This is a genomic window from Metabacillus malikii, assembly GCF_030813355.1.
Classification (GTDB): domain Bacteria; phylum Bacillota; class Bacilli; order Bacillales; family Bacillaceae; genus Metabacillus; species Metabacillus malikii.
The window spans coordinates 317,226-334,588 of record NZ_JAUSUD010000002.1; the positions used below are offsets into that span (position 1 = coordinate 317,226).

General features: G+C 36.2%; 20 protein-coding genes. 18 read left to right on the forward strand and 2 right to left on the reverse strand.

Annotated features, from left to right (window positions below):
* The first annotated feature begins 434 nt into the window (after positions 1–434).
* The 6 genes from cbpB to J2S19_RS03740 all read left to right on the forward strand — a co-directional run bounded on the left by cbpB (position 435) and on the right by J2S19_RS03740 (position 5,816).
* Positions 435–863 carry a cyclic-di-AMP-binding protein CbpB gene (cbpB, locus tag J2S19_RS03715; protein ID WP_307337387.1) on the forward strand — a complete coding sequence of 143 codons (429 nt, stop codon included), beginning with the start codon at positions 435–437 and terminating at the stop codon, positions 861–863.
* Between the two features lie 59 nt (positions 864–922).
* Positions 923–2,422, forward strand: coding sequence for an MDR family MFS transporter (locus J2S19_RS03720; RefSeq protein WP_370875038.1), 1,500 nt, complete (start codon positions 923–925; stop codon positions 2,420–2,422).
* A gap of 216 nt (positions 2,423–2,638) precedes the next feature.
* Entirely contained in the window at positions 2,639–3,508 is an 870-nt protein-coding gene (ccpC, locus tag J2S19_RS03725) for a transcriptional regulator CcpC (RefSeq protein ID WP_307337390.1), read from the forward strand.
* Positions 3,509–3,623: 115 nt separating this feature from the next.
* A complete protein-coding gene (gene dapD / locus J2S19_RS03730) occupies positions 3,624–4,334 on the forward strand; it encodes a 2,3,4,5-tetrahydropyridine-2,6-dicarboxylate N-acetyltransferase (RefSeq protein ID WP_307337393.1) in 711 nt (236 codons plus the stop codon).
* A gap of 41 nt (positions 4,335–4,375) precedes the next feature.
* A complete protein-coding gene (locus tag J2S19_RS03735) occupies positions 4,376–5,515 on the forward strand; it encodes an N-acetyldiaminopimelate deacetylase (RefSeq protein ID WP_307337396.1) in 1,140 nt (379 codons plus the stop codon).
* Positions 5,516–5,570: 55 nt separating this feature from the next.
* Positions 5,571–5,816 (forward strand): YkuS family protein, encoded by a 246-nt coding sequence (locus J2S19_RS03740; RefSeq protein ID WP_307337398.1) that lies wholly within the window; start codon positions 5,571–5,573, stop codon positions 5,814–5,816.
* A 297-nt stretch (positions 5,817–6,113) separates the two neighbouring features.
* Here the strand turns inward: J2S19_RS03740 and J2S19_RS03745 are convergent, their stop codons facing one another.
* Positions 6,114–6,965, reverse strand: coding sequence for a mechanosensitive ion channel family protein (locus J2S19_RS03745; protein WP_307337401.1), 852 nt, complete (start codon positions 6,963–6,965; stop codon positions 6,114–6,116).
* A gap of 284 nt (positions 6,966–7,249) precedes the next feature.
* Here J2S19_RS03745 and J2S19_RS03750 point away from each other — a divergent pair, with 284 nt between their 5' ends.
* The 9 genes from J2S19_RS03750 to J2S19_RS03790 all read left to right on the forward strand — a co-directional run bounded on the left by J2S19_RS03750 (position 7,250) and on the right by J2S19_RS03790 (position 13,019).
* Positions 7,250–7,702 (forward strand): redoxin domain-containing protein, encoded by a 453-nt coding sequence (locus J2S19_RS03750; protein WP_307337403.1) that lies wholly within the window; start codon positions 7,250–7,252, stop codon positions 7,700–7,702.
* Positions 7,703–7,879: 177 nt separating this feature from the next.
* Positions 7,880–8,479 carry a molybdenum cofactor guanylyltransferase gene (locus J2S19_RS03755; RefSeq protein WP_307337406.1) on the forward strand — a complete coding sequence of 200 codons (600 nt, stop codon included), beginning with the start codon at positions 7,880–7,882 and terminating at the stop codon, positions 8,477–8,479.
* A gap of 31 nt (positions 8,480–8,510) precedes the next feature.
* The gene (locus J2S19_RS03760) at positions 8,511–9,791 is read left to right on the forward strand and encodes a molybdopterin molybdotransferase MoeA (protein ID WP_307337409.1); all 1,281 of its coding nucleotides are present in this window, start codon (positions 8,511–8,513) and stop codon (positions 9,789–9,791) included.
* Positions 9,770–10,279, forward strand: coding sequence for a molybdopterin-guanine dinucleotide biosynthesis protein B (gene mobB, locus J2S19_RS03765; protein WP_307337412.1), 510 nt, complete (start codon positions 9,770–9,772; stop codon positions 10,277–10,279). Before J2S19_RS03760 ends, mobB begins: the two co-directional genes overlap by 22 nt.
* Entirely contained in the window at positions 10,272–10,736 is a 465-nt protein-coding gene (locus J2S19_RS03770; protein ID WP_307337417.1) for a molybdenum cofactor biosynthesis protein MoaE, read from the forward strand. The genes mobB and J2S19_RS03770 overlap by 8 nt, the downstream gene beginning before the upstream one ends.
* The gene (moaD, locus tag J2S19_RS03775) at positions 10,736–10,969 is read left to right on the forward strand and encodes a molybdopterin converting factor subunit 1 (protein ID WP_307337420.1); all 234 of its coding nucleotides are present in this window, start codon (positions 10,736–10,738) and stop codon (positions 10,967–10,969) included. Before J2S19_RS03770 ends, moaD begins: the two co-directional genes overlap by 1 nt.
* A gap of 2 nt (positions 10,970–10,971) precedes the next feature.
* The gene (gene modA / locus J2S19_RS03780; protein WP_307337422.1) at positions 10,972–11,733 is read left to right on the forward strand and encodes a molybdate ABC transporter substrate-binding protein; all 762 of its coding nucleotides are present in this window, start codon (positions 10,972–10,974) and stop codon (positions 11,731–11,733) included.
* A gap of 9 nt (positions 11,734–11,742) precedes the next feature.
* Positions 11,743–12,411, forward strand: a complete 669-nt coding sequence (gene modB, locus J2S19_RS03785) for a molybdate ABC transporter permease subunit (protein WP_307337425.1) — start codon at positions 11,743–11,745, stop codon at positions 12,409–12,411.
* Positions 12,412–12,815: 404 nt separating this feature from the next.
* The gene (locus tag J2S19_RS03790; protein ID WP_307337428.1) at positions 12,816–13,019 is read left to right on the forward strand and encodes a cold-shock protein; all 204 of its coding nucleotides are present in this window, start codon (positions 12,816–12,818) and stop codon (positions 13,017–13,019) included.
* Positions 13,020–13,184: 165 nt separating this feature from the next.
* Here the strand turns inward: J2S19_RS03790 and J2S19_RS03795 are convergent, their stop codons facing one another.
* Positions 13,185–13,490, reverse strand: a complete 306-nt coding sequence (locus J2S19_RS03795) for a DUF6509 family protein (RefSeq protein ID WP_307337431.1) — start codon at positions 13,488–13,490, stop codon at positions 13,185–13,187.
* A 652-nt stretch (positions 13,491–14,142) separates the two neighbouring features.
* Here J2S19_RS03795 and J2S19_RS03800 point away from each other — a divergent pair.
* The 3 genes from J2S19_RS03800 to J2S19_RS03810 all read left to right on the forward strand — a co-directional run bounded on the left by J2S19_RS03800 (position 14,143) and on the right by J2S19_RS03810 (position 17,213).
* Complete coding sequence (locus J2S19_RS03800; protein WP_307337434.1) at positions 14,143–15,408, forward strand: ammonium transporter; 1,266 nt, start codon at positions 14,143–14,145, stop codon at positions 15,406–15,408.
* A gap of 114 nt (positions 15,409–15,522) precedes the next feature.
* On the forward strand, positions 15,523–16,512 hold the full coding sequence (locus tag J2S19_RS03805; RefSeq protein ID WP_307337437.1) for a DUF294 nucleotidyltransferase-like domain-containing protein: 990 nt from the start codon (positions 15,523–15,525) through the stop codon (positions 16,510–16,512).
* On the forward strand, positions 16,509–17,213 hold the full coding sequence (locus tag J2S19_RS03810) for an exonuclease domain-containing protein (protein WP_307337440.1): 705 nt from the start codon (positions 16,509–16,511) through the stop codon (positions 17,211–17,213). Before J2S19_RS03805 ends, J2S19_RS03810 begins: the two co-directional genes overlap by 4 nt.
* Positions 17,214–17,363 lie beyond the last annotated feature (150 nt).

Sequence of the window (17,363 nt, forward strand, 5' to 3'; positions counted from 1 at the left end):
GCATAAGTGCGAGACTCCTGTGGGACGTGGGAAAGGTGAGACGAGAGCAGGCGTTTTACGCTGAGGGGTAAGAAAAGCGTAGGTGACATGCCCATCGAGACGTACAAACTCAGAGGGGCAACGACTAAGACCAAAGGAATCAAAATGAGCCGTATGGCGATTCGATGATGACGGAAATGACCTGAAATGTATAAAGCAACGACGTCTACGAAAACAGCCTAGTTAAATCAGAAAATAATCGAATTGTGCTACATAAACAAAAACGACAATATGTTATCATAGAAATGGGGAACTCTATTCTTATTTCAGTATAAAATAGTGTTGTTTCATTACTTGATTTAATATCAAAATGCTAAGCTGAAGATATATATTTTCATTCAAGATATCCATTCGTTTAATTATGGGAAATAATGTGTAGAGAGGAAGAAACAGACATGATTAAATTCGAAAATGAAGAGTTAATGAATATTTCGATTCAACAATTAATGATACCAGGTGATAAAGTTGCACATGTTCAAATTGGGAATAATCTTGAACATGCACTTCTTGTCTTAACGAAAACAGGGTATACAGCAATTCCTGTATTAGACCCTTCATTTGCACTCCATGGTTTAATCGGCATGAATTTAATTATGGATAATATATTCGGATTAGAGCGTATTGAATTTGAAAAGTTAGAGGCAATGAAAGTAGAAGATGTAATGGATACAAACATACCAAGACTATTTTTAGATGATACATTAGAAGTAGGGTTGGATTTATTAGTCAATCACCCGTTTGTCTGTGTACAAAATAGTGAAAAGATTTTTGAAGGTATTTTTACAAGAAGAGCGATTTTAAAGCGCTTACAAAAAGGTACATGAGAATAAGTAGGTCTTAGTAGATTAATACAACAATGTATTTGAAAAGGAAGTGAAGAGCTTTGGGACAAGCTCTGCAAAAACAAGCTGCTACAAAAAGAACAAATAGGCCACTAGTTCTAGCAACTGTGATGCTTGCAATGTTTATGGCTGCAATAGAAGCTACAATTGTAGCTACGGCAATGCCGGCAATTGTAGGCGAATTAGGTGGTTTCTCACTATATAGCTGGGTGTTTTCTGCCTATTTATTAATGAATGCTGTGACAGTATTAATATATGGTAAATTATCTGATTTATTTGGTAGAAAGCCAATCTTATCAATTGGGATTGTCATTTTTCTAATTGGTTCGTTATTATGTGGTATTGCGACATCAATTGAATGGCTTATTTTGGCAAGATTTGTGCAAGGATTTGGTGCTGGTGCGGTTACTCCTATTGCAACAACAATTGTTGGTGATATCTACACAAAGGAAGAACGGGCAAAAATACAAGGGTACTTATCAAGTGTCTGGGGAATTTCCGCGATAATGGGACCTGCTCTAGGTGGGATACTCGTTGAATTTGTCAGCTGGAGGTTTGTTTTTTGGTTAAATCTCCCACTAGGAATTCTTGCACTAATCGGTTTGCATTTGTTTTTACAAGAAGAAATCGAGAAAAGAAAACCAAAAATTGATTATGTAGGAGCAATTCTCCTTACCCTTGCGATATCATCATTCATGTACATACTTGTTGAGGGAGGAGTTCGCTTTGAATGGAACTCATTACCTGTTTATATATTGATTGGAATAGCAGTTTTATCAATGTGTTTATTTGTTATATTAGAACGTAAAGTTGAAGAGCCGATGATGCCATTTGAACTATGGAACGAACGGTCCATTTTAGTAGCTAATCTTACTTCACTTACAACAGGAATCATACTTATCGGCCTGTCAACTTTCCTACCTACATATGTGCAAGGTGTCATGGAGGAAAAAGCAATCGTTGCTGGGTTAACATTAACAACGATGTCTATCGGGTGGCCAATTGCATCAATGATTGCAGGAAAAGCTATATTAACGATAGGATTTCGGACAACCTCAATAATCGGTGGTGTCTCATTAATACTCGGAGGCATAATATTTGTATTACTGAGTGAAATTAACAATCCATTATTTGCTGCTAGTGGCTCTTTTTTAGTTGGGGTAGGAATGGGCTTAACTTCAACCGCCTTCATCGTTTCTATACAGAGTAATGTGCCTTGGCATAAACGTGGGGTTGCTACCGCAACGAATATGTTTATGAGAAATGTAGGAAGTACGATTGGTGCAGCATTACTAGGGGGCATACTTAACAGCAAATTGGCTCAATTTTATCAAACTCACGATCCGTCAAATGAGATGACAATTGATTCAACGACAACTTTATTAGATTCGGAAAAACGAAGTCAGTTAACGGAAGATACCATTCTCTTGATACAAAACGGACTTGAGTTTTCCTTACATCATGTCTTTTGGTATATACTTTGTTTTGCAGTATTAAGTTTCATACTAATTGTGTTTTTACCAAAAACAAAAAAAGTGTGATATAGGTCTGACCCTACAGTGATATATAGGATGCAAGCTGTAATTTTATTCTATATATTTTTTATGGGGGTCAGACCCTTTGTTTTTGAAAGGCCCTTTTCTAAATGATTGTTGTTTTCTGCAGCGGAAACCAACCCAAAACGACAACTAAGTAAAGCAACAATGTTTGCAAAAACAGCCTTTTGAAATGATATATTATAGATGGAGGGGATAAAAGTGCAGCTCTCAGAACTTAGAATTTTAGTTGTTTTATCAGAAGAAATGAATATGAGAAAGGCATCAGAACGATTATTTGTCACGCAACCAGCTTTATCACAACGTCTACAATCGATAGAAAAATCTTGGGGCTTCCAAATATTTATTCGCTCTCCAAAAGGGTTGCTACTAACCCCTGCAGGTGAAAAGGTGATTACTTTCGCAAAAGAAGTTGTTGATAAGGAGGAGAAGGTTCGCGAGCAAATCACTGATCTTGAAAATGAAGTACATGGTACATTAAAGTTGGCAGTAGCCTCGATTATTGGCCAACATTGGTTGCCGGAAGTATTAAAAACATATGTAAATACATACCCACATGCTAAAATCTCACTTATTACCGGATGGAGCAGTGAAATATTAAAAAATATGTACGATGATCATGTACATCTTGGGATAATAAGAGGAAACACTGACTGGAAAGGAATAAAAGAGCACCTCTTAACAGATACTTTATATTTGGTTGATACTGAAATTGAGAAAATAGAAGATGTATTACAAACAGAAAGACCGTTCATACAATTTAAAAGCGATTCGAGTTATTATCAAGAAATACAAGACTGGTGGCATAGACAATTTAAAACAACTCCAAAACGAACAATTGTTGTTGATCAAATTGAAACGTGTAAACAAATGGCTTTTAATGGTATCGGCTATGCCATTTTACCTTCAGTAACATTAAAAGAAGAAGAAACAGGAGTATTTAAAATACCTCTGCTTGGTGATGATGGTAAGCCAATTGAACGTGATACATGGTTATTGGGCTTTGAATCGTCAATTGAGTTAAAGCAAGTAAGAGCATTTATTGATGTTGTAAAATGTTACAAAAAGTAGTGGCGGTTTTCCCGACGCAAAAAGTAAAAAAATCTAACATGATTCTTGTCAAGTGAATCGACCTTTGGTACAGTAAAGTATGGAAAAAATGATAGCACATGGAGGAGTAATACATATGAAAATGATGGATGCAAATGAAATTATCTCATTTATTCAAAACAGTAAAAAATCAACACCTGTTAAAGTTTATGTAAAAGGTAACTTAGATGGAATTGAGTTCGGTGAGTCTGCTCAAACATTTATCACTGGAAATACTGGTATAGTATTCGGTGAATGGTCAGATTTACAAGAAGTGTTGGAAAATAATAAAGAGAAAATAGAAGACTATGTTGTTGAAAATGATCGTCGTAATTCAGCAATCCCATTACTCGATCTAAAAGGAATTAAAGCACGAATCGAACCAGGTGCAATCATTCGTGACCAAGTTGAAATCGGCGATAATGCTGTAATCATGATGGGTGCTTCAATTAATATCGGTAGTGTAATCGGTGAAGGAACAATGATTGATATGAATGTTGTACTAGGAGGACGTGCAACAGTCGGGAAAAATTGTCATATCGGGGCTGGTTCAGTTTTAGCGGGTGTTATTGAGCCACCTTCTGCTAAACCAGTTATCGTTGAAGATGATGTTGTCATCGGTGCTAATGTCGTTGTGTTAGAAGGAGTAACAATAGGAAAAGGTGCTGTTGTCGGTGCAGGAGCAATTGTAACAAAAGATGTTGAGCCATATACAGTAGTAACCGGTGCACCAGCAAGAAAAATTAAGGACATTGATGCAAAAACGAAGTCGAAAACAGAAATCATGCAAGAATTAAGACAATTATAAGACAGGGGCGTGGATTATATCCGCGCCTTAAGTATATGGAGATGAGGAAGTTGGAGAAAGAAGAGTTATTAAAAATACGTAGAGACTTACATCAAATACCAGAACTCGGCTTTCAAGAGTATAAAACACAGCAGTACTTGCTTAATATAATTAAGCAATTTAAGTCAGAACACTTGAAAATTGAAACATGGAGAACCGGTATATTCGTGTTATTGGAAGGTACTAATCCAAAGAAGACAATCGGATACCGAGCCGATATCGATGGCCTACCAATACAAGAAGAAACAACCTATCCGTTTCAATCAAAGCATTCGGGCTACATGCATGCTTGTGGTCATGACTTTCATATGTCGATTGCATTAGGAATTCTCTCACATTTTATTGACAATCGAATTGAAGATAACCTGTTATTTTTATTTCAACCTGCAGAAGAAGGACCGGGTGGCGCTGAACCGATGTTAAATAGCGAAATTGCAGGGAAGTGGAGACCTGATTTAATTTTCGCTTTACATATCGCTCCTGAACTTCCGGTAGGAACAATTGCCACAAAACCAGGCCTACTTTTTGCAAATACGTCAGAATTGTTTATCGACTTAAAAGGCAAGGGGGGGCATGCGGCATATCCACATACAACGAACGATATGGTTGTAGCTGCAGCAAACCTCGTTACACAAATGCAATCAATCGTTTCAAGAAACGTTGATCCGTTAGATAGTGCAGTCGTTACAATCGGGAAAATAACAGGTGGAACAGTTCAAAATATTATTGCAGAAAATGCACGACTTGAAGGAACAATTCGTACACTTTCAGTCGAATCGATGGATAAGGTGAAAGAAAGAATTGAAGCAATAGTAAGAGGTCTTGAAATAGGGTACAATTGCCAAGCTGCGATTGATTACGGTGCAATGTATCATCAAGTTTATAATGATGAGGCCTTATCAGAAGAGTTTATGTCATATATTTCAGAACATACAGATTATGACGTTAAGCTAAGTACTGAAGCAATGACAGGTGAGGATTTTGGGTATATGGTTAGCAAAATACCAGGATTTATGTTTTGGCTAGGAGTTGACTCGCCATTTGGACTTCATCATGCGAAATTAACACCGAACGAAGATGCGATCCAAGTTGCTGTTGATGTAATGAGTAAATACATTGAATTTAAATCGAAATCAAAATAATAAAAGTATAGAATATCCCCCTCTGTACACAATACATGTAGGAGGTGGATAAACAATGCCAAAAATCGGTGTAGAACAATCATTGTCAGATGTAACTGCGGCCCTTAGCCAAAAAGGGTATGATGTTGTCCAACTGAAAAACGAAAGCGATGCACAAGGCTGTGATTGCTGTGTCATTACTGGACAAGATCAGAATGTAATGGGAATAACTAATGCTGTAACTTCTGGTTCAGTTATTAATGCAAGTGGTTTAAGTGCAGAAGAAGTTTGTCAACGAATCGAATCAAAAGTGAATCAATAATATTAAAAGCTGGAGTGGTCATTCTTTCGAGAATGATCACTCCAGCTTTTTTACGGAACATGTACAGGGGGTGTCGGAGTGTGTCAAATGACAGATTTTTTGCCAAAGTTGACAGATTTAAGGGGAAAGTTGACAGATTTTCTGGTAACTTGACAAATAATCGATGAAAGTTGAGAGATTTTCACCCTGTAAATGGGTTTCATAAACGAAAAAAGTGTCGCACTCCACTAAAACTATCAACATAGCTATTATGGAGTGCGACACTTTAGTTTTATTAGCGTTGATACATAAAGTTTTTTAAGCGCGCCTAGTTTCGCTTTCATTTTTATGAATATAGACTTGATGCGGGAATGGGATTTCAATGCCGTTTGCTTCCAATGCTTCTTTTAATGCTTTTCTCAAGTTTCGTTCAACGGCCCATTGCTGCATATTTTCAGTCTTGGCAATTACTCGAATGATAACTTCAGAAGAACCTAAAGCTTGTACACCGATAACATTGGGACCTTCAACAATTGTTTCGTCTGTTGCCTGGTATTTTTCGCAAGCCTCTTGTAAAACGGTAATTGCTCGGTCGATATCATCGTTATACGATATACCAATATCAACGAGTGCTCTCATATTACCCCTTGAGTGATTACTTACATTTGTTATTTCGCGATTAGGTACATAATGGAGAGTACCGTCAAAGCCTCGAATTTGTGTTGTACGTAGTCCAACTTGTTCAATAATACCATCAAAACCAGCGATAGTAACATAATCTTCTACATCAATTTGCTTTTCTAATAATAAAAAGAATCCTGTGACAACATCGCTAACTAATCCTTGTGCACCAAACCCAATCGCGAGTCCGACAACCCCTGCACCAGCAAGTAAAGCGGTAGCATCATAGCCGAAGATTTCAAATACCATCACGATAAACATAAATATAAGAAAATAAGAAAATAAATTTAACGAGAGACTTTGAAGTGTAAGTGTGCGTCCTGCTGATATATTTTCGCGTTCTTGAAATCGTTGAAACAACTTCCTTATGACTCGGTTACCAATCGCTTTTACAATAGTAAAGGCAATAATAATTCCAATTAATTTTAAAACAATTAGTCCTGTATTTGTAAGCAATCCAGACCAATCAATATTAGGTAAAATATCCATTCTAATATAACTCCCTTTCGACAAATTCTTTAAAAGTTGACACCCTTATTACATTCCCTATTCCAAATCTGTCAAACATAGTATCGTTTTTATTCAGATTATCATGTATTGACTACAAGTATGTCAACTTTCATACAATTATAACAAAAGGTTTGTCATATCATACTATATATTGACTATCCGTGCAGCTTAACCTATAATTGTCACAATATAAAACGATGAAATCTGTATACGGTAATTGTATTTGACTGTTAGTTTAAGTGACATGTCTTGGAGGGTATAGGATGAAGCTTCGTGAAATGATGCCAGAACTGACTGGTGCTACGGAATGGTTAAATAAAGAAGTGACAAGAGAGCAGTTAATCGGTGAGATGCCAACTTTTATTCATTACTGGTCTGTTAGTTGTCATTTGTGTAAAAAAGCAATGCCACAAGTAAATCAAATTCGCGATACATATAAAGACCAATTAAATACCGTTGCAGTCCATATGCCTCGAACAGAGGAAGATAGTATTTTGGACAATATTAGAAAGGTTGCTCTAGAGCACAATATTGTTCAGCCTATATTTGTCGATGGTAAAAGCCAATTATCAAATGCATTTGAAAACAAATATGTACCTGCCTATTATGTCTTTGACAAGGAAGGGAAGTTGCGTCATTTTCAAGCAGGTGGAAGTAATTTGAGAATGATTGAAAAACGCATCATCCGTGTATTGGCTGAAAGTGAAAGGTCTTAATATTATAGATAAAAGGGTCAGTTGCCAATTTGGTTACTGTCCTTTTTGTTTGACTTTGTGAATTTTTTTTCTTGTACTTATATACTACAATACGTATTAGCGTGATTTTTGTATAAGTAGCATTATCAAGGACTAAACTTGTAATTACGTATAAAAAGCAGGGAAGTGAAAGGTGAAATGTTAACGATAATCGGTGTGTTATTAGCAGGTGGTCAATCAAGAAGGTTCGGGACACATAAAGCTTTTGCACAATTGAATGGGATGTTCTTTTGGGAGTCTTCGATGAATGCAATGAAACGGCTTACAGATCAACAAGTAATTATTAGCCACCCGGAGCTGGTTAAGGTGTTTCAGCAATATGAATCATACTTTGTTTGTACTGATGACGATAACGTAGTCGGAAAAGGTCCTTTGGCTGGTATGTACACAACGATGAATCATATAATGGGAGAATGGTATATTTTTTTATCATGTGATATTCCATTTATTTCAGAATTAGTTATCAAACAGTTATTACGTGCAAGAAATAATAAATATTTGGCAATTATTCCCCAGGTAGATGGTAAAATCCATCCGCTCATAGGTGTGTACCATCGTAGCAGCTTTGAGTACATAACAAGCCAACTTCAGAATAATGAATTGAAATTGAGCGCGCTTCTTCAGAAAATGCCGGTTAAATATATGTCGATAGAAGATATGGGGGTGGAGCGGAAAGTTTTTTGTAACATAAACTCACAAGAAGATTATATAACCTTACAATCTAATGATAAAATATAACATCCTTGATAAGTGAATGTGGAGTGATTTGATGATTGAAAGAAGAATTCCTATAAAAGTAATGGATGCAGTTAACAAAGTTTTAACCTTTTCTAAACAGGGGGAGAGCGAAATTATCCCTTTACGTGAAAGTTATTCACGATTTTTAGCAGAAGATCTAGTAGCCGACCACCCTGTACCACCGTTTGACCGTTCCCCATATGATGGTTTTGCGATAAAAGCCGAAAGTTCTGCGACTGCAAGAGCTGATAATCCAATTGAATATGAAATCATCGATGAAATTGGAGCGGGTAGTGTAAGTGAATATACATTAGGTGAGTTTGAAGCGATAAGAATAATGACTGGTGCTCAAATACCTACAGGTTGTAATGCGATCGTAATGCTTGAATTGACAACTGTTTATGAAAGAAATGGAAAAATGTATATGTCTATTAAACGGCCATTTAAAAGTGGTGATAATTTATCACTTAAAGGTGAAGATACACGACAAGGTGAAATATTAGTTAAGCGAGGAACATACATAACACCAGGTATCGTTGCTCTTTTGGCGACATTTGGATATGAAAAAGTTACTGTAGTAAAAAAACCTACACTAGGTATTATTGCGACGGGTAGTGAGTTACTAGAAGTAGGAGAGGAGCTTATTCCTGGTAAGATTAGAAACAGTAATTCTTACATGATTGAAGCGCAAGCAATTAGGAGTGGTGCAAAGCCAGAGTATATAGGAAAACTTGCAGACCATCTAGACGAATGTTACGAAGCGATTAAACGGTCAATTGAGAAGGTTGATTATTTAATTACAACAGGCGGTGTTTCAGTTGGTGATTACGATTATTTACCGGAAATATATAACCGATTAGGTGCAACGATTTTGTTTAATAAAGTAGCAATGCGTCCAGGGAGCGTGACGACTGTGGCTGAATATAACGGAAAGCTTTTGTTTGGGTTATCAGGTAATCCTTCTGCCTGTTATGTAGGCTTTGAGTTATTTGTTCGACCGATAATTCGTTCTTATGTCCATTCTTCAAAACCGCATCTCCAAAAGGCAGTTGCTGTTCTAGGTAAGGATTTTTTAAAGCCGAACCCTTTTACTCGCTTTGTACGAGGACATCTTACATTTACTGATGGGAAACTATATGCTACACCTGTTGGTTTAGATAAATCGAATGTTGTATCATCCCTTGCTGAAGCAAATGTTTTTATCGTGCTACCAGGTGGGACAAGGGGCTATAAAGAAGGAGATTTAGTTGATATCCTTCTCTTAGAAGACCAGACAGGAAGTGATACATCTTGGGCAGAATCCTTCAAGTAGTTGGTTATAAAAATAGTGGAAAAACAACTTTTGTTTCGAATTATATTAAGCAAATGAAACAGCTTAACTTAAAGGTTGGGACGATAAAACATCATGGGCATGGTAAACTAACTCCACATGATGACGAAACAGATACAGGAAAACACCGTCAAGCTGGGGCTCTCGTATCTGTAGTTGAAGGTAACGGTTCGATAATGCTTAATACAGATGCATTATCACTGTCACTTCCCCAATTAATCACTATATATTCACATTTTAACTTAGATTACATTATTGTTGAAGGATATAAAGATGCGCAATATGAGAAAGTTGTCCTGCTACATTCAAATGATGATTTGTTTTTATTGGATACACTTCATCGTATTTACTGTGTTGTATCACGAGTTGAGCTGCCTATAGAGATAACAAAAAAATTTCGTGTTTTTTATGATGATAAGAAATGCATTGAATGGCTAATAGAAAATCAAGTAGGTGATAAAATTGAGTAGACCGCTTTATGAAATTGTAACCGAGCCTATCTCGGTTGAAGAAATTACAAGAAAAGTAATTAGGAGAGAAGCTGGTGCTGTTACGACGTTCACAGGGACAGTTAGGGAATTTACAAATGGTAAGAGGACGTTGTCTTTGGAATATCATGCATATGAAAAGATGGCTGTAAAGATGCTTGAGCAAATAGGTAATGAAATTATCTCAAAGTGGAAGGATGCCAAAGTTGCTATAACACATCGGATTGGAAAATTGGAAATCTCCGATATAGCTGTTGTAATTGCTGTATCAACACCCCATCGAAAAGATGCTTATGAAGCAAATGAATATGCGATTGAGAGAATAAAGCAAATCGTACCAATTTGGAAGAAGGAACACTGGGAAGATGGTAAAGCGTGGATCGGCGACCAATTAGAAAAGGTGGCATATCCAGAAGGAAAACCAAAGGAGGTACGTTAATGATTACAGTATTATTATTTGCGCACTTACAAGAACAAGCAGGGAAAAGTAGTACTAAATTAGATGATAAAAATTTAACGGTTTTGCAAGTAAAAGAGAAAATTGCCAAAGAGTATAAGCTTGGTGATTTAAGTCATGTAATGGTTGCGATTAATGAAGACTATGCATTAAATGAGGACATTGTTCGTGAAGGCGATGTTGTGGCATTTATTCCACCTGTAAGTGGTGGATAAATATGTTAAAAGGTAGAAGCATCCTCTTTATAGTATTTATTCTATTAGTAGGCTGTTCATCTGCAAAAGGTGGATCTAATCAGACGGAGCTCACAATATCTGCTGCAGCTAGTCTGAAAAATGTACTTGAAGAAATTATAGCGGAATATGAGAAAAATCATCATAATGTCCAAATAAAATTAAATGTTGCTGCTAGTGGTACATTAAGTAAACAGATTGAGCAAGGAGCACCTGTCGATTTATTTTTCTCGGCAGACATAAGATATTTCGATACTCTCGTTGAAAAGGGATATATTATAAAGCAACAATCCCATACATTATTGCAAAATGAACTAGTCGTCATCGCTTCTAAACAATCAAATGTACATTCAGGTACTGATATCCAAAATGTACAGAAACTTGCGATTGGAATGCCCGACACGGTTCCGGCGGGAAGATATGCGAAAGAAACCTTAGTAAATCTTAAGTTATGGAATCGTATGATAGACAAAATCATTACGGCAAAAGATGTTCGTCAAGTTTTATCATATGTTGAAACAGGCAATGTTGATGCTGGTATCGTCTATAAGACTGATGCACAAACCTCTAGCAAGGTTAAAATAATAAGTGACATTAATCCAAACTTACATACGCCAATTGTATATCCTATTGGGGTTGTTACCAAATCAACTAAACAAAAAGAATCTGAAAAATTTTATACATATTTGTTAAATGAACAATCTAAAAAAGTTTTTGAAAAGTATCGGTTTACGATTGCAGAATGAGGGGTATAGATGGGTACAGAGTTGTTTGAACCAATTTTTTTATCATTACGAATTGCGATAATAGCGAGTGTTATTGTGATGGTTTTTGGAACTGTTACCGGAAAATTGATGGCAAATCGTACATGGAGAGGCAAAACAATTCTTGAAACATTTCTAATACTACCATTAGTATTACCGCCTTCTGTAGTAGGATTTCTCTTACTTATATTCTTTGGGGCAAACAGCTCACTTGGTAGATTCATAGAGTTCATGTTTGGTGCTCCAATCATTTTTACTTGGTGGGCAGGAGTTGTGGCTGCCGTAGTGGTTGCTTTCCCATTAATGTACCAAGTGTCAAGAGCGGGATTTGAAACGATAGACCGTCAAGTTGAAGAGGCTGCTCGTGTAGATGGTGCGAATGAATGGGCAGTCTTTCTTTTTATCACACTACCACTTACGATGAAATCAATATTGACAGGATTTATTTTAAGTTTTACGAGAGCGTTAGGAGAATTTGGAGCGACGCTTATGTTTGCTGGGAATATCCCTGGGAAAACACAAACAATTTCGACAGCTATATATGTTGCAATCGATAGTGGGAATATGAAGGATGCATGGATTTTAGTAATTTCTATTTTGATTATTTCAACTAGCTTGCTAGGCTTCGTACAAGTTTACCGTAATAGAACGTATGAATAACACCTAGAAGAATAAATGAGAATGATAAATGAAAGAAAGTGCTTACATTGACAATTTTGTTTGTTTCGATTATACTTACTTAGATGCTTATTAGAAGAGCTTCACTTTATAGTGCACTGTGAATAATGTATCGAGTAAGGTACGATCAATTCACACTGGCACGGTCTAGGAGCCGTAAGGACGAAAGAGAGGTAGGGCTTTCGTTGTTTTGAGTTTTGTAATTTCAATAAATAATAGATAAAAATAAATGATATTTGTTTGTTTTTCAAAATATGGAGCTATATAATTCACATATTATAGAGGTTATCTACTCCTTACTTTTGATAGTTTCTATAATATGTGAATACTATTTTACCGTGTAAATATAGAGTAACATATTAATAAATCTTTTGGAGGTTTCTCTCATGAAAACGACTGGTACTGTAAAATGGTTTAATTCTGAAAAAGGTTTTGGGTTTATCGAAGTTGCAGAAGGTAACGATGTATTCGTTCACTTCAGTGCTATTACAGGTGAAGGTTTTAAAACTTTAGATGAAGGACAGAAAGTTGAATTCAACATTGTTGAAGGAAACCGTGGTCCACAAGCTGAAGACGTTGTAAAATTATAAGCATACGATACAAGATGCTAGGCTCTAGTAACATGAGCTTAGCATCTTTTTTATTGTCTTTGGAAATGGCAGACCTATAATAAACTTCATGTTACTGACATAAAGGTTAAATTCGCCATAATTAAATCATTTTTATTATGAATGTTCCGAAATTAATGATGATGTTTATTCTTCTTCCTCAGCAGAATATTGATCATAAAGTTTCTTACAATAAGCTTCGGTTTCTATTATTTCTTCATCCTCTAATGCAAAATCTAATACTTTGTTCGTCTCTTTTTCAATAAAATCATATTGAACGATTTTTGCATCAGTTTCTTCAACAGCGTAGATGAGCTTAAGTAGCGTTCCGTTTTCGCTATACAGTTCATCATCTTCGTTAATTTCAAGCGTTAAAACTATTTCAAAACGCTCTCCAGATAAAATTCCGAATGGGTCTTCAAGTTTTTCGATTGTTGCTTCAATGATTTTCAATTTTCTTTCCTCTTTTCTTATGCTTCTTGTTATGTATTCTATCCTTGCCAAGCATATTATAGCCTTTTTTATTAGGACAGCCAACTCATTAGGTTGTTTTCGTAAACATATAAGCAGCTTACTTGGTTGTCGTATTGGGGTGATTACAGCTTGAGTATTCAGTAAGAGGGGGGTGGGTGCTGAGCTTGTCTAACTACTTTTTCGGCATCAACAAACAAACTCACATCTCCCTAAGAAAGTCAGCATTGATTCATTCAAATTCATCATGATTTCGAATCTATAGTCGATGCCCCTCAGTTTGTATGTCAATGGGCAAACTGACTCCGCATTTGGAAAATCTCCGAGTAAACGCCTGTATAATCTCACAATCAGCTCCAACCAACCGATAATGAATTAAACGGTAATGAGCGAAATGTTTTAGAAAATAGTCTATAAATAATAGAATATCCCAAATTGTATAGAAGAGCATCTTGTGAATTCAAGTTTCAACTTACATTTTTAACAATGTTTGTTAGATTATCTGACAAACAATTTTCAGAAATTTTGAAAAACAGGTTGACACGCGATGAAAATCGTATAGAATAGTAAACAAGAACACAATGTTATATTTTCTAACATCATATGTTAAGAAAACACAAGGGAGGAAAAATGAATGGATCCGATTTTTTTAATGAATAGCCTTTGGGTTATGCTAGGTGCAATTTTAGTTATCTTCATGTTAGGTGGATTTATTTTATTAGAAGCAGGATCAACAAGAATGAAAAATGCTGGTCATATAGCTGGTAAAACAATATTTACGGTAGGTCTTGCATCATTAGTGTATTGGGCAGTTGGTTATGCTTTCACTTTTGGGGGGAATGGTAATTTCCTTGTTGGATTAACAGACTTCTTTTATTCAGGAGCTCAAGCAGAAGATGCGGGACTTTCAACAGCAGTGTTTTTTGTATTCCAATCTGCATTTGCATGTATCTCAATTACGATAGCGTTAGGTGGCTTTGCGGAGCGAGCTAAATTATCAGTATATTTAATCTTTACGATTTTATTCTCAGCACTCGTTTATCCGGTCATTGCACATTGGATTTGGGGTGGCGGCTGGTTAGCGGAACATGGTAAGCAAGATTTTGCAGGTTCAACGGTTGTACATTTAACAGGAGCAATGGCTGCTTTTGCAGCAACAATTATTTTAAAACCTCGGATAGGAAAATACAATAAAGACGGTTCTGCTAATAATATTCAAGGTCATAACCAAGTATATACAGCACTAGGTGTTTTAATTTTATGGGTAGGTTGGTTTGGTTTTAATGCTGGTAGTACAGTAGCGGTAGATGAAGGGTTCTTTGGATTTGTTGCATTAAATACAAATCTTGCTGCAGGAGCAGGAGCGGTAGCAGCACTTATTATTTCATGGTTAGTATTAGGAAAATCTGATGTTCCGACAATGTTAAACGGTGCATTAGCAGGTCTAGTAGCAATTACAGCATCTTGTGCATTTGTTGACACATGGGCTGCAGTCTTAATTGGCTTCATTGCTGGAATTCTCGTTTTCTATAGTGCAAGATTTTTTGAAAAGAGAAAAATTGACGACCCAATTTTTGCATTATCTGTCCACGGGGTTGCTGGAATTTGGGGGACATTGTCTACAGGATTCTTCGCAACACCAGAGTTAGCATCTGTAGGTAAGCCTGGATTGTTTTACGGTGGCGGCTTTGAACAGCTAGGAGTACAGTTCATGGGTGTAGCAGTTTCAGGACTATATGCATTTATTATATCATTTGTCATCCTAGCTATATTAAAAAAGGTGATGAACGGCTTACGTGTAACGGAAGAAGAGGAAGTTATGGGTCTAGATATGAGTGAGCATGGTAGCTATGGTTATCCTGAAGTTTTCGCTTCAAAAAACCAAAATGTAGGTTCTTAATAAATATTTAATATGATATATTAATAGGCTATAATGAATCCAATACAAAATTATGAAAGAGGAGTATGTCATCTGGCTACTCCTTCTTTCTATATAAATGAGGGAGTGCCTCTCATGTTAAATACGATTAAAACGTATGAAGCGTTAATAAAATGGAAGGAAGCACATCTTTTTGAGTATGTGAACGATACAGCTTCATTGAATCAGTTCCATGATGAAATCATGATACAAGCTTGCAACATTGCGGTTGAGAAAGTGAAGAAGGTAATTGGAAAACCACCGTGCAACTTTGCATGGTTTTTAACTGGAAGTGGTGGACGGGAAGAACAAGGGGTAATAAGTGACCAGGACCACGGAATTGTATTTGAAAGTGATTTTTCTGAATCTCAAATATATTTTAAAAAACTCGGAAGCGAGTTAGCTGATGGACTAAAATTTCTCGGTTACCCGTATTGCGATGGGAAAATAATGAGTTCAAATTCGTTATGGTGTCAATCAATTGATGGTTGGGAGAAGCAACTTAAGACGTGGATGCATGAAATGAATTGGGAAGCGATCAGGTATTTACAAATTTTCTTTGATTCGAGAACAGTAGTAGGAAACGACCGTTATATCCATCAATTAAAGAAGATGATCGTTATTCATGCCAATCGTAACGGGCAACTATTGAAAAGATTCCAGGAAAATATGCAATATTATAAACGTGCTATTGGACCGTTAGGACAATTATTTGTGCAAACGAGTGGTAAGTATGAGGGATGTCTTGATGTGAAACAAACAGCCTTTTTACCTTATGTCAATGCGATTAGATTGTTAGCGATTAAAGAAGGAGTCATGGAAACTAGTACAATAAATCGATTAAATAACTTAGTTAAGCAGCAAATTTACAGAGAAAGCCTTGATGAAGTTCGTAGTCAATTTGTGAAATTGTTAGATTTACGGTTATCAGCACCAACTGCAATTGTAGAATATGATGATGGACATTATTTAAATGTTAAAACGCTAAGTAAAGCTCAAAAAAAAGAACTGAAAAAGATATTAAGAGTAGGAAAATTTGTTCACCATTATGCACAAGCGTTGATAGAAAAAGGTGAGGTAAAATGACGTTTGATCCGCTATTTTTTCTGAAAGGACTACAGGCGAGAGGGTCAACTGCACAAAGTGGGCAGCATGTTGCCTATTTGAGACAGTTACAAAGAGAAATGCGGGTTGAGGAAACACTGCATATTCCTTTAACTAGCTTAAATGTCATCGTTTTGGACATCGAAACGACAGGATTTTATCCTGATAAAGGAGACCAGATTATATCGATTGGTGCGATAAAGGTAAAAGGGGATAAAGTGCTAGAAGACGATTCCTTTTATTCCCTTATAAAAATAGACAAACCGATACCTCAAGCAATAAGTAAGCTAACAGGTCTAACAGATGAGCAATTAATGGATGCACCTCCATTATCAGAGGTACTTTTTGAATTTCTGAAATTTGTAAAGGATTATACACTTGTTGCTCATCATGCAAATCACGAAAAGTTGTTCCTGCAAAACGCCTCTTGGCAATTATATCGAGCTCAATTTAAACATCGCCTGATTGATATGTCCTTTCTATATCGAATTGCCGAACCAAATGAAAACCTTATTACACTTGAGGAGTGTTGTAAACATAATGGTATTGAGATTAAGGAAAGACATCATGCCCTATATGATGCCAAACTGACAGCGGCGTTATGGTGTGTATACATTAATAAATTAAATGAGATAGGGTGTACTACACTAAAAGACTTGTACGAACGGCTGACAATAGAATAATGGCAGTGAAGATATTAGGACAACGTGAATAACCCTCTAGTGAAAAACGACTATCGTTTCTTTACTTGAGGGCTTTTTTGCTTATCACACACCTTTTTCGTAAACGATGACTCAAATCTACATTTCTTTACAAAAAATGTACAAAATCTT

Excerpts from the sequence above, each read along its gene's own strand:
- cbpB (WP_307337387.1), top strand. The coding sequence starts at position 435 with ATGATTAAATTCGAAAATGAAGAGTTAATGAATATTTCGATTCAACAA.
- dapD (WP_307337393.1), top strand. The coding sequence starts at position 3,624 with ATGAAAATGATGGATGCAAATGAAATTATCTCATTTATTCAAAACAGT.
- J2S19_RS03735 (WP_307337396.1), top strand. The coding sequence starts at position 4,376 with ATGAGGAAGTTGGAGAAAGAAGAGTTATTAAAAATACGTAGAGACTTA.
- J2S19_RS03740 (WP_307337398.1), top strand. The coding sequence starts at position 5,571 with ATGCCAAAAATCGGTGTAGAACAATCATTGTCAGATGTAACTGCGGCC.
- J2S19_RS03745 (WP_307337401.1), bottom strand. The coding sequence starts at position 6,965 with ATGGATATTTTACCTAATATTGATTGGTCTGGATTGCTTACAAATACA.
- J2S19_RS03750 (WP_307337403.1), top strand. The coding sequence starts at position 7,250 with ATGAAGCTTCGTGAAATGATGCCAGAACTGACTGGTGCTACGGAATGG.
- J2S19_RS03755 (WP_307337406.1), top strand. The coding sequence starts at position 7,880 with ATGTTAACGATAATCGGTGTGTTATTAGCAGGTGGTCAATCAAGAAGG.
- J2S19_RS03760 (WP_307337409.1), top strand. The coding sequence starts at position 8,511 with ATGATTGAAAGAAGAATTCCTATAAAAGTAATGGATGCAGTTAACAAA.
- moaD (WP_307337420.1), top strand. The coding sequence starts at position 10,736 with ATGATTACAGTATTATTATTTGCGCACTTACAAGAACAAGCAGGGAAA.
- modA (WP_307337422.1), top strand. The coding sequence starts at position 10,972 with ATGTTAAAAGGTAGAAGCATCCTCTTTATAGTATTTATTCTATTAGTA.
- modB (WP_307337425.1), top strand. The coding sequence starts at position 11,743 with ATGGGTACAGAGTTGTTTGAACCAATTTTTTTATCATTACGAATTGCG.
- J2S19_RS03790 (WP_307337428.1), top strand. The coding sequence starts at position 12,816 with ATGAAAACGACTGGTACTGTAAAATGGTTTAATTCTGAAAAAGGTTTT.
- J2S19_RS03800 (WP_307337434.1), top strand. The coding sequence starts at position 14,143 with ATGGATCCGATTTTTTTAATGAATAGCCTTTGGGTTATGCTAGGTGCA.
- J2S19_RS03805 (WP_307337437.1), top strand. The coding sequence starts at position 15,523 with ATGTTAAATACGATTAAAACGTATGAAGCGTTAATAAAATGGAAGGAA.
- J2S19_RS03810 (WP_307337440.1), top strand. The coding sequence starts at position 16,509 with ATGACGTTTGATCCGCTATTTTTTCTGAAAGGACTACAGGCGAGAGGG.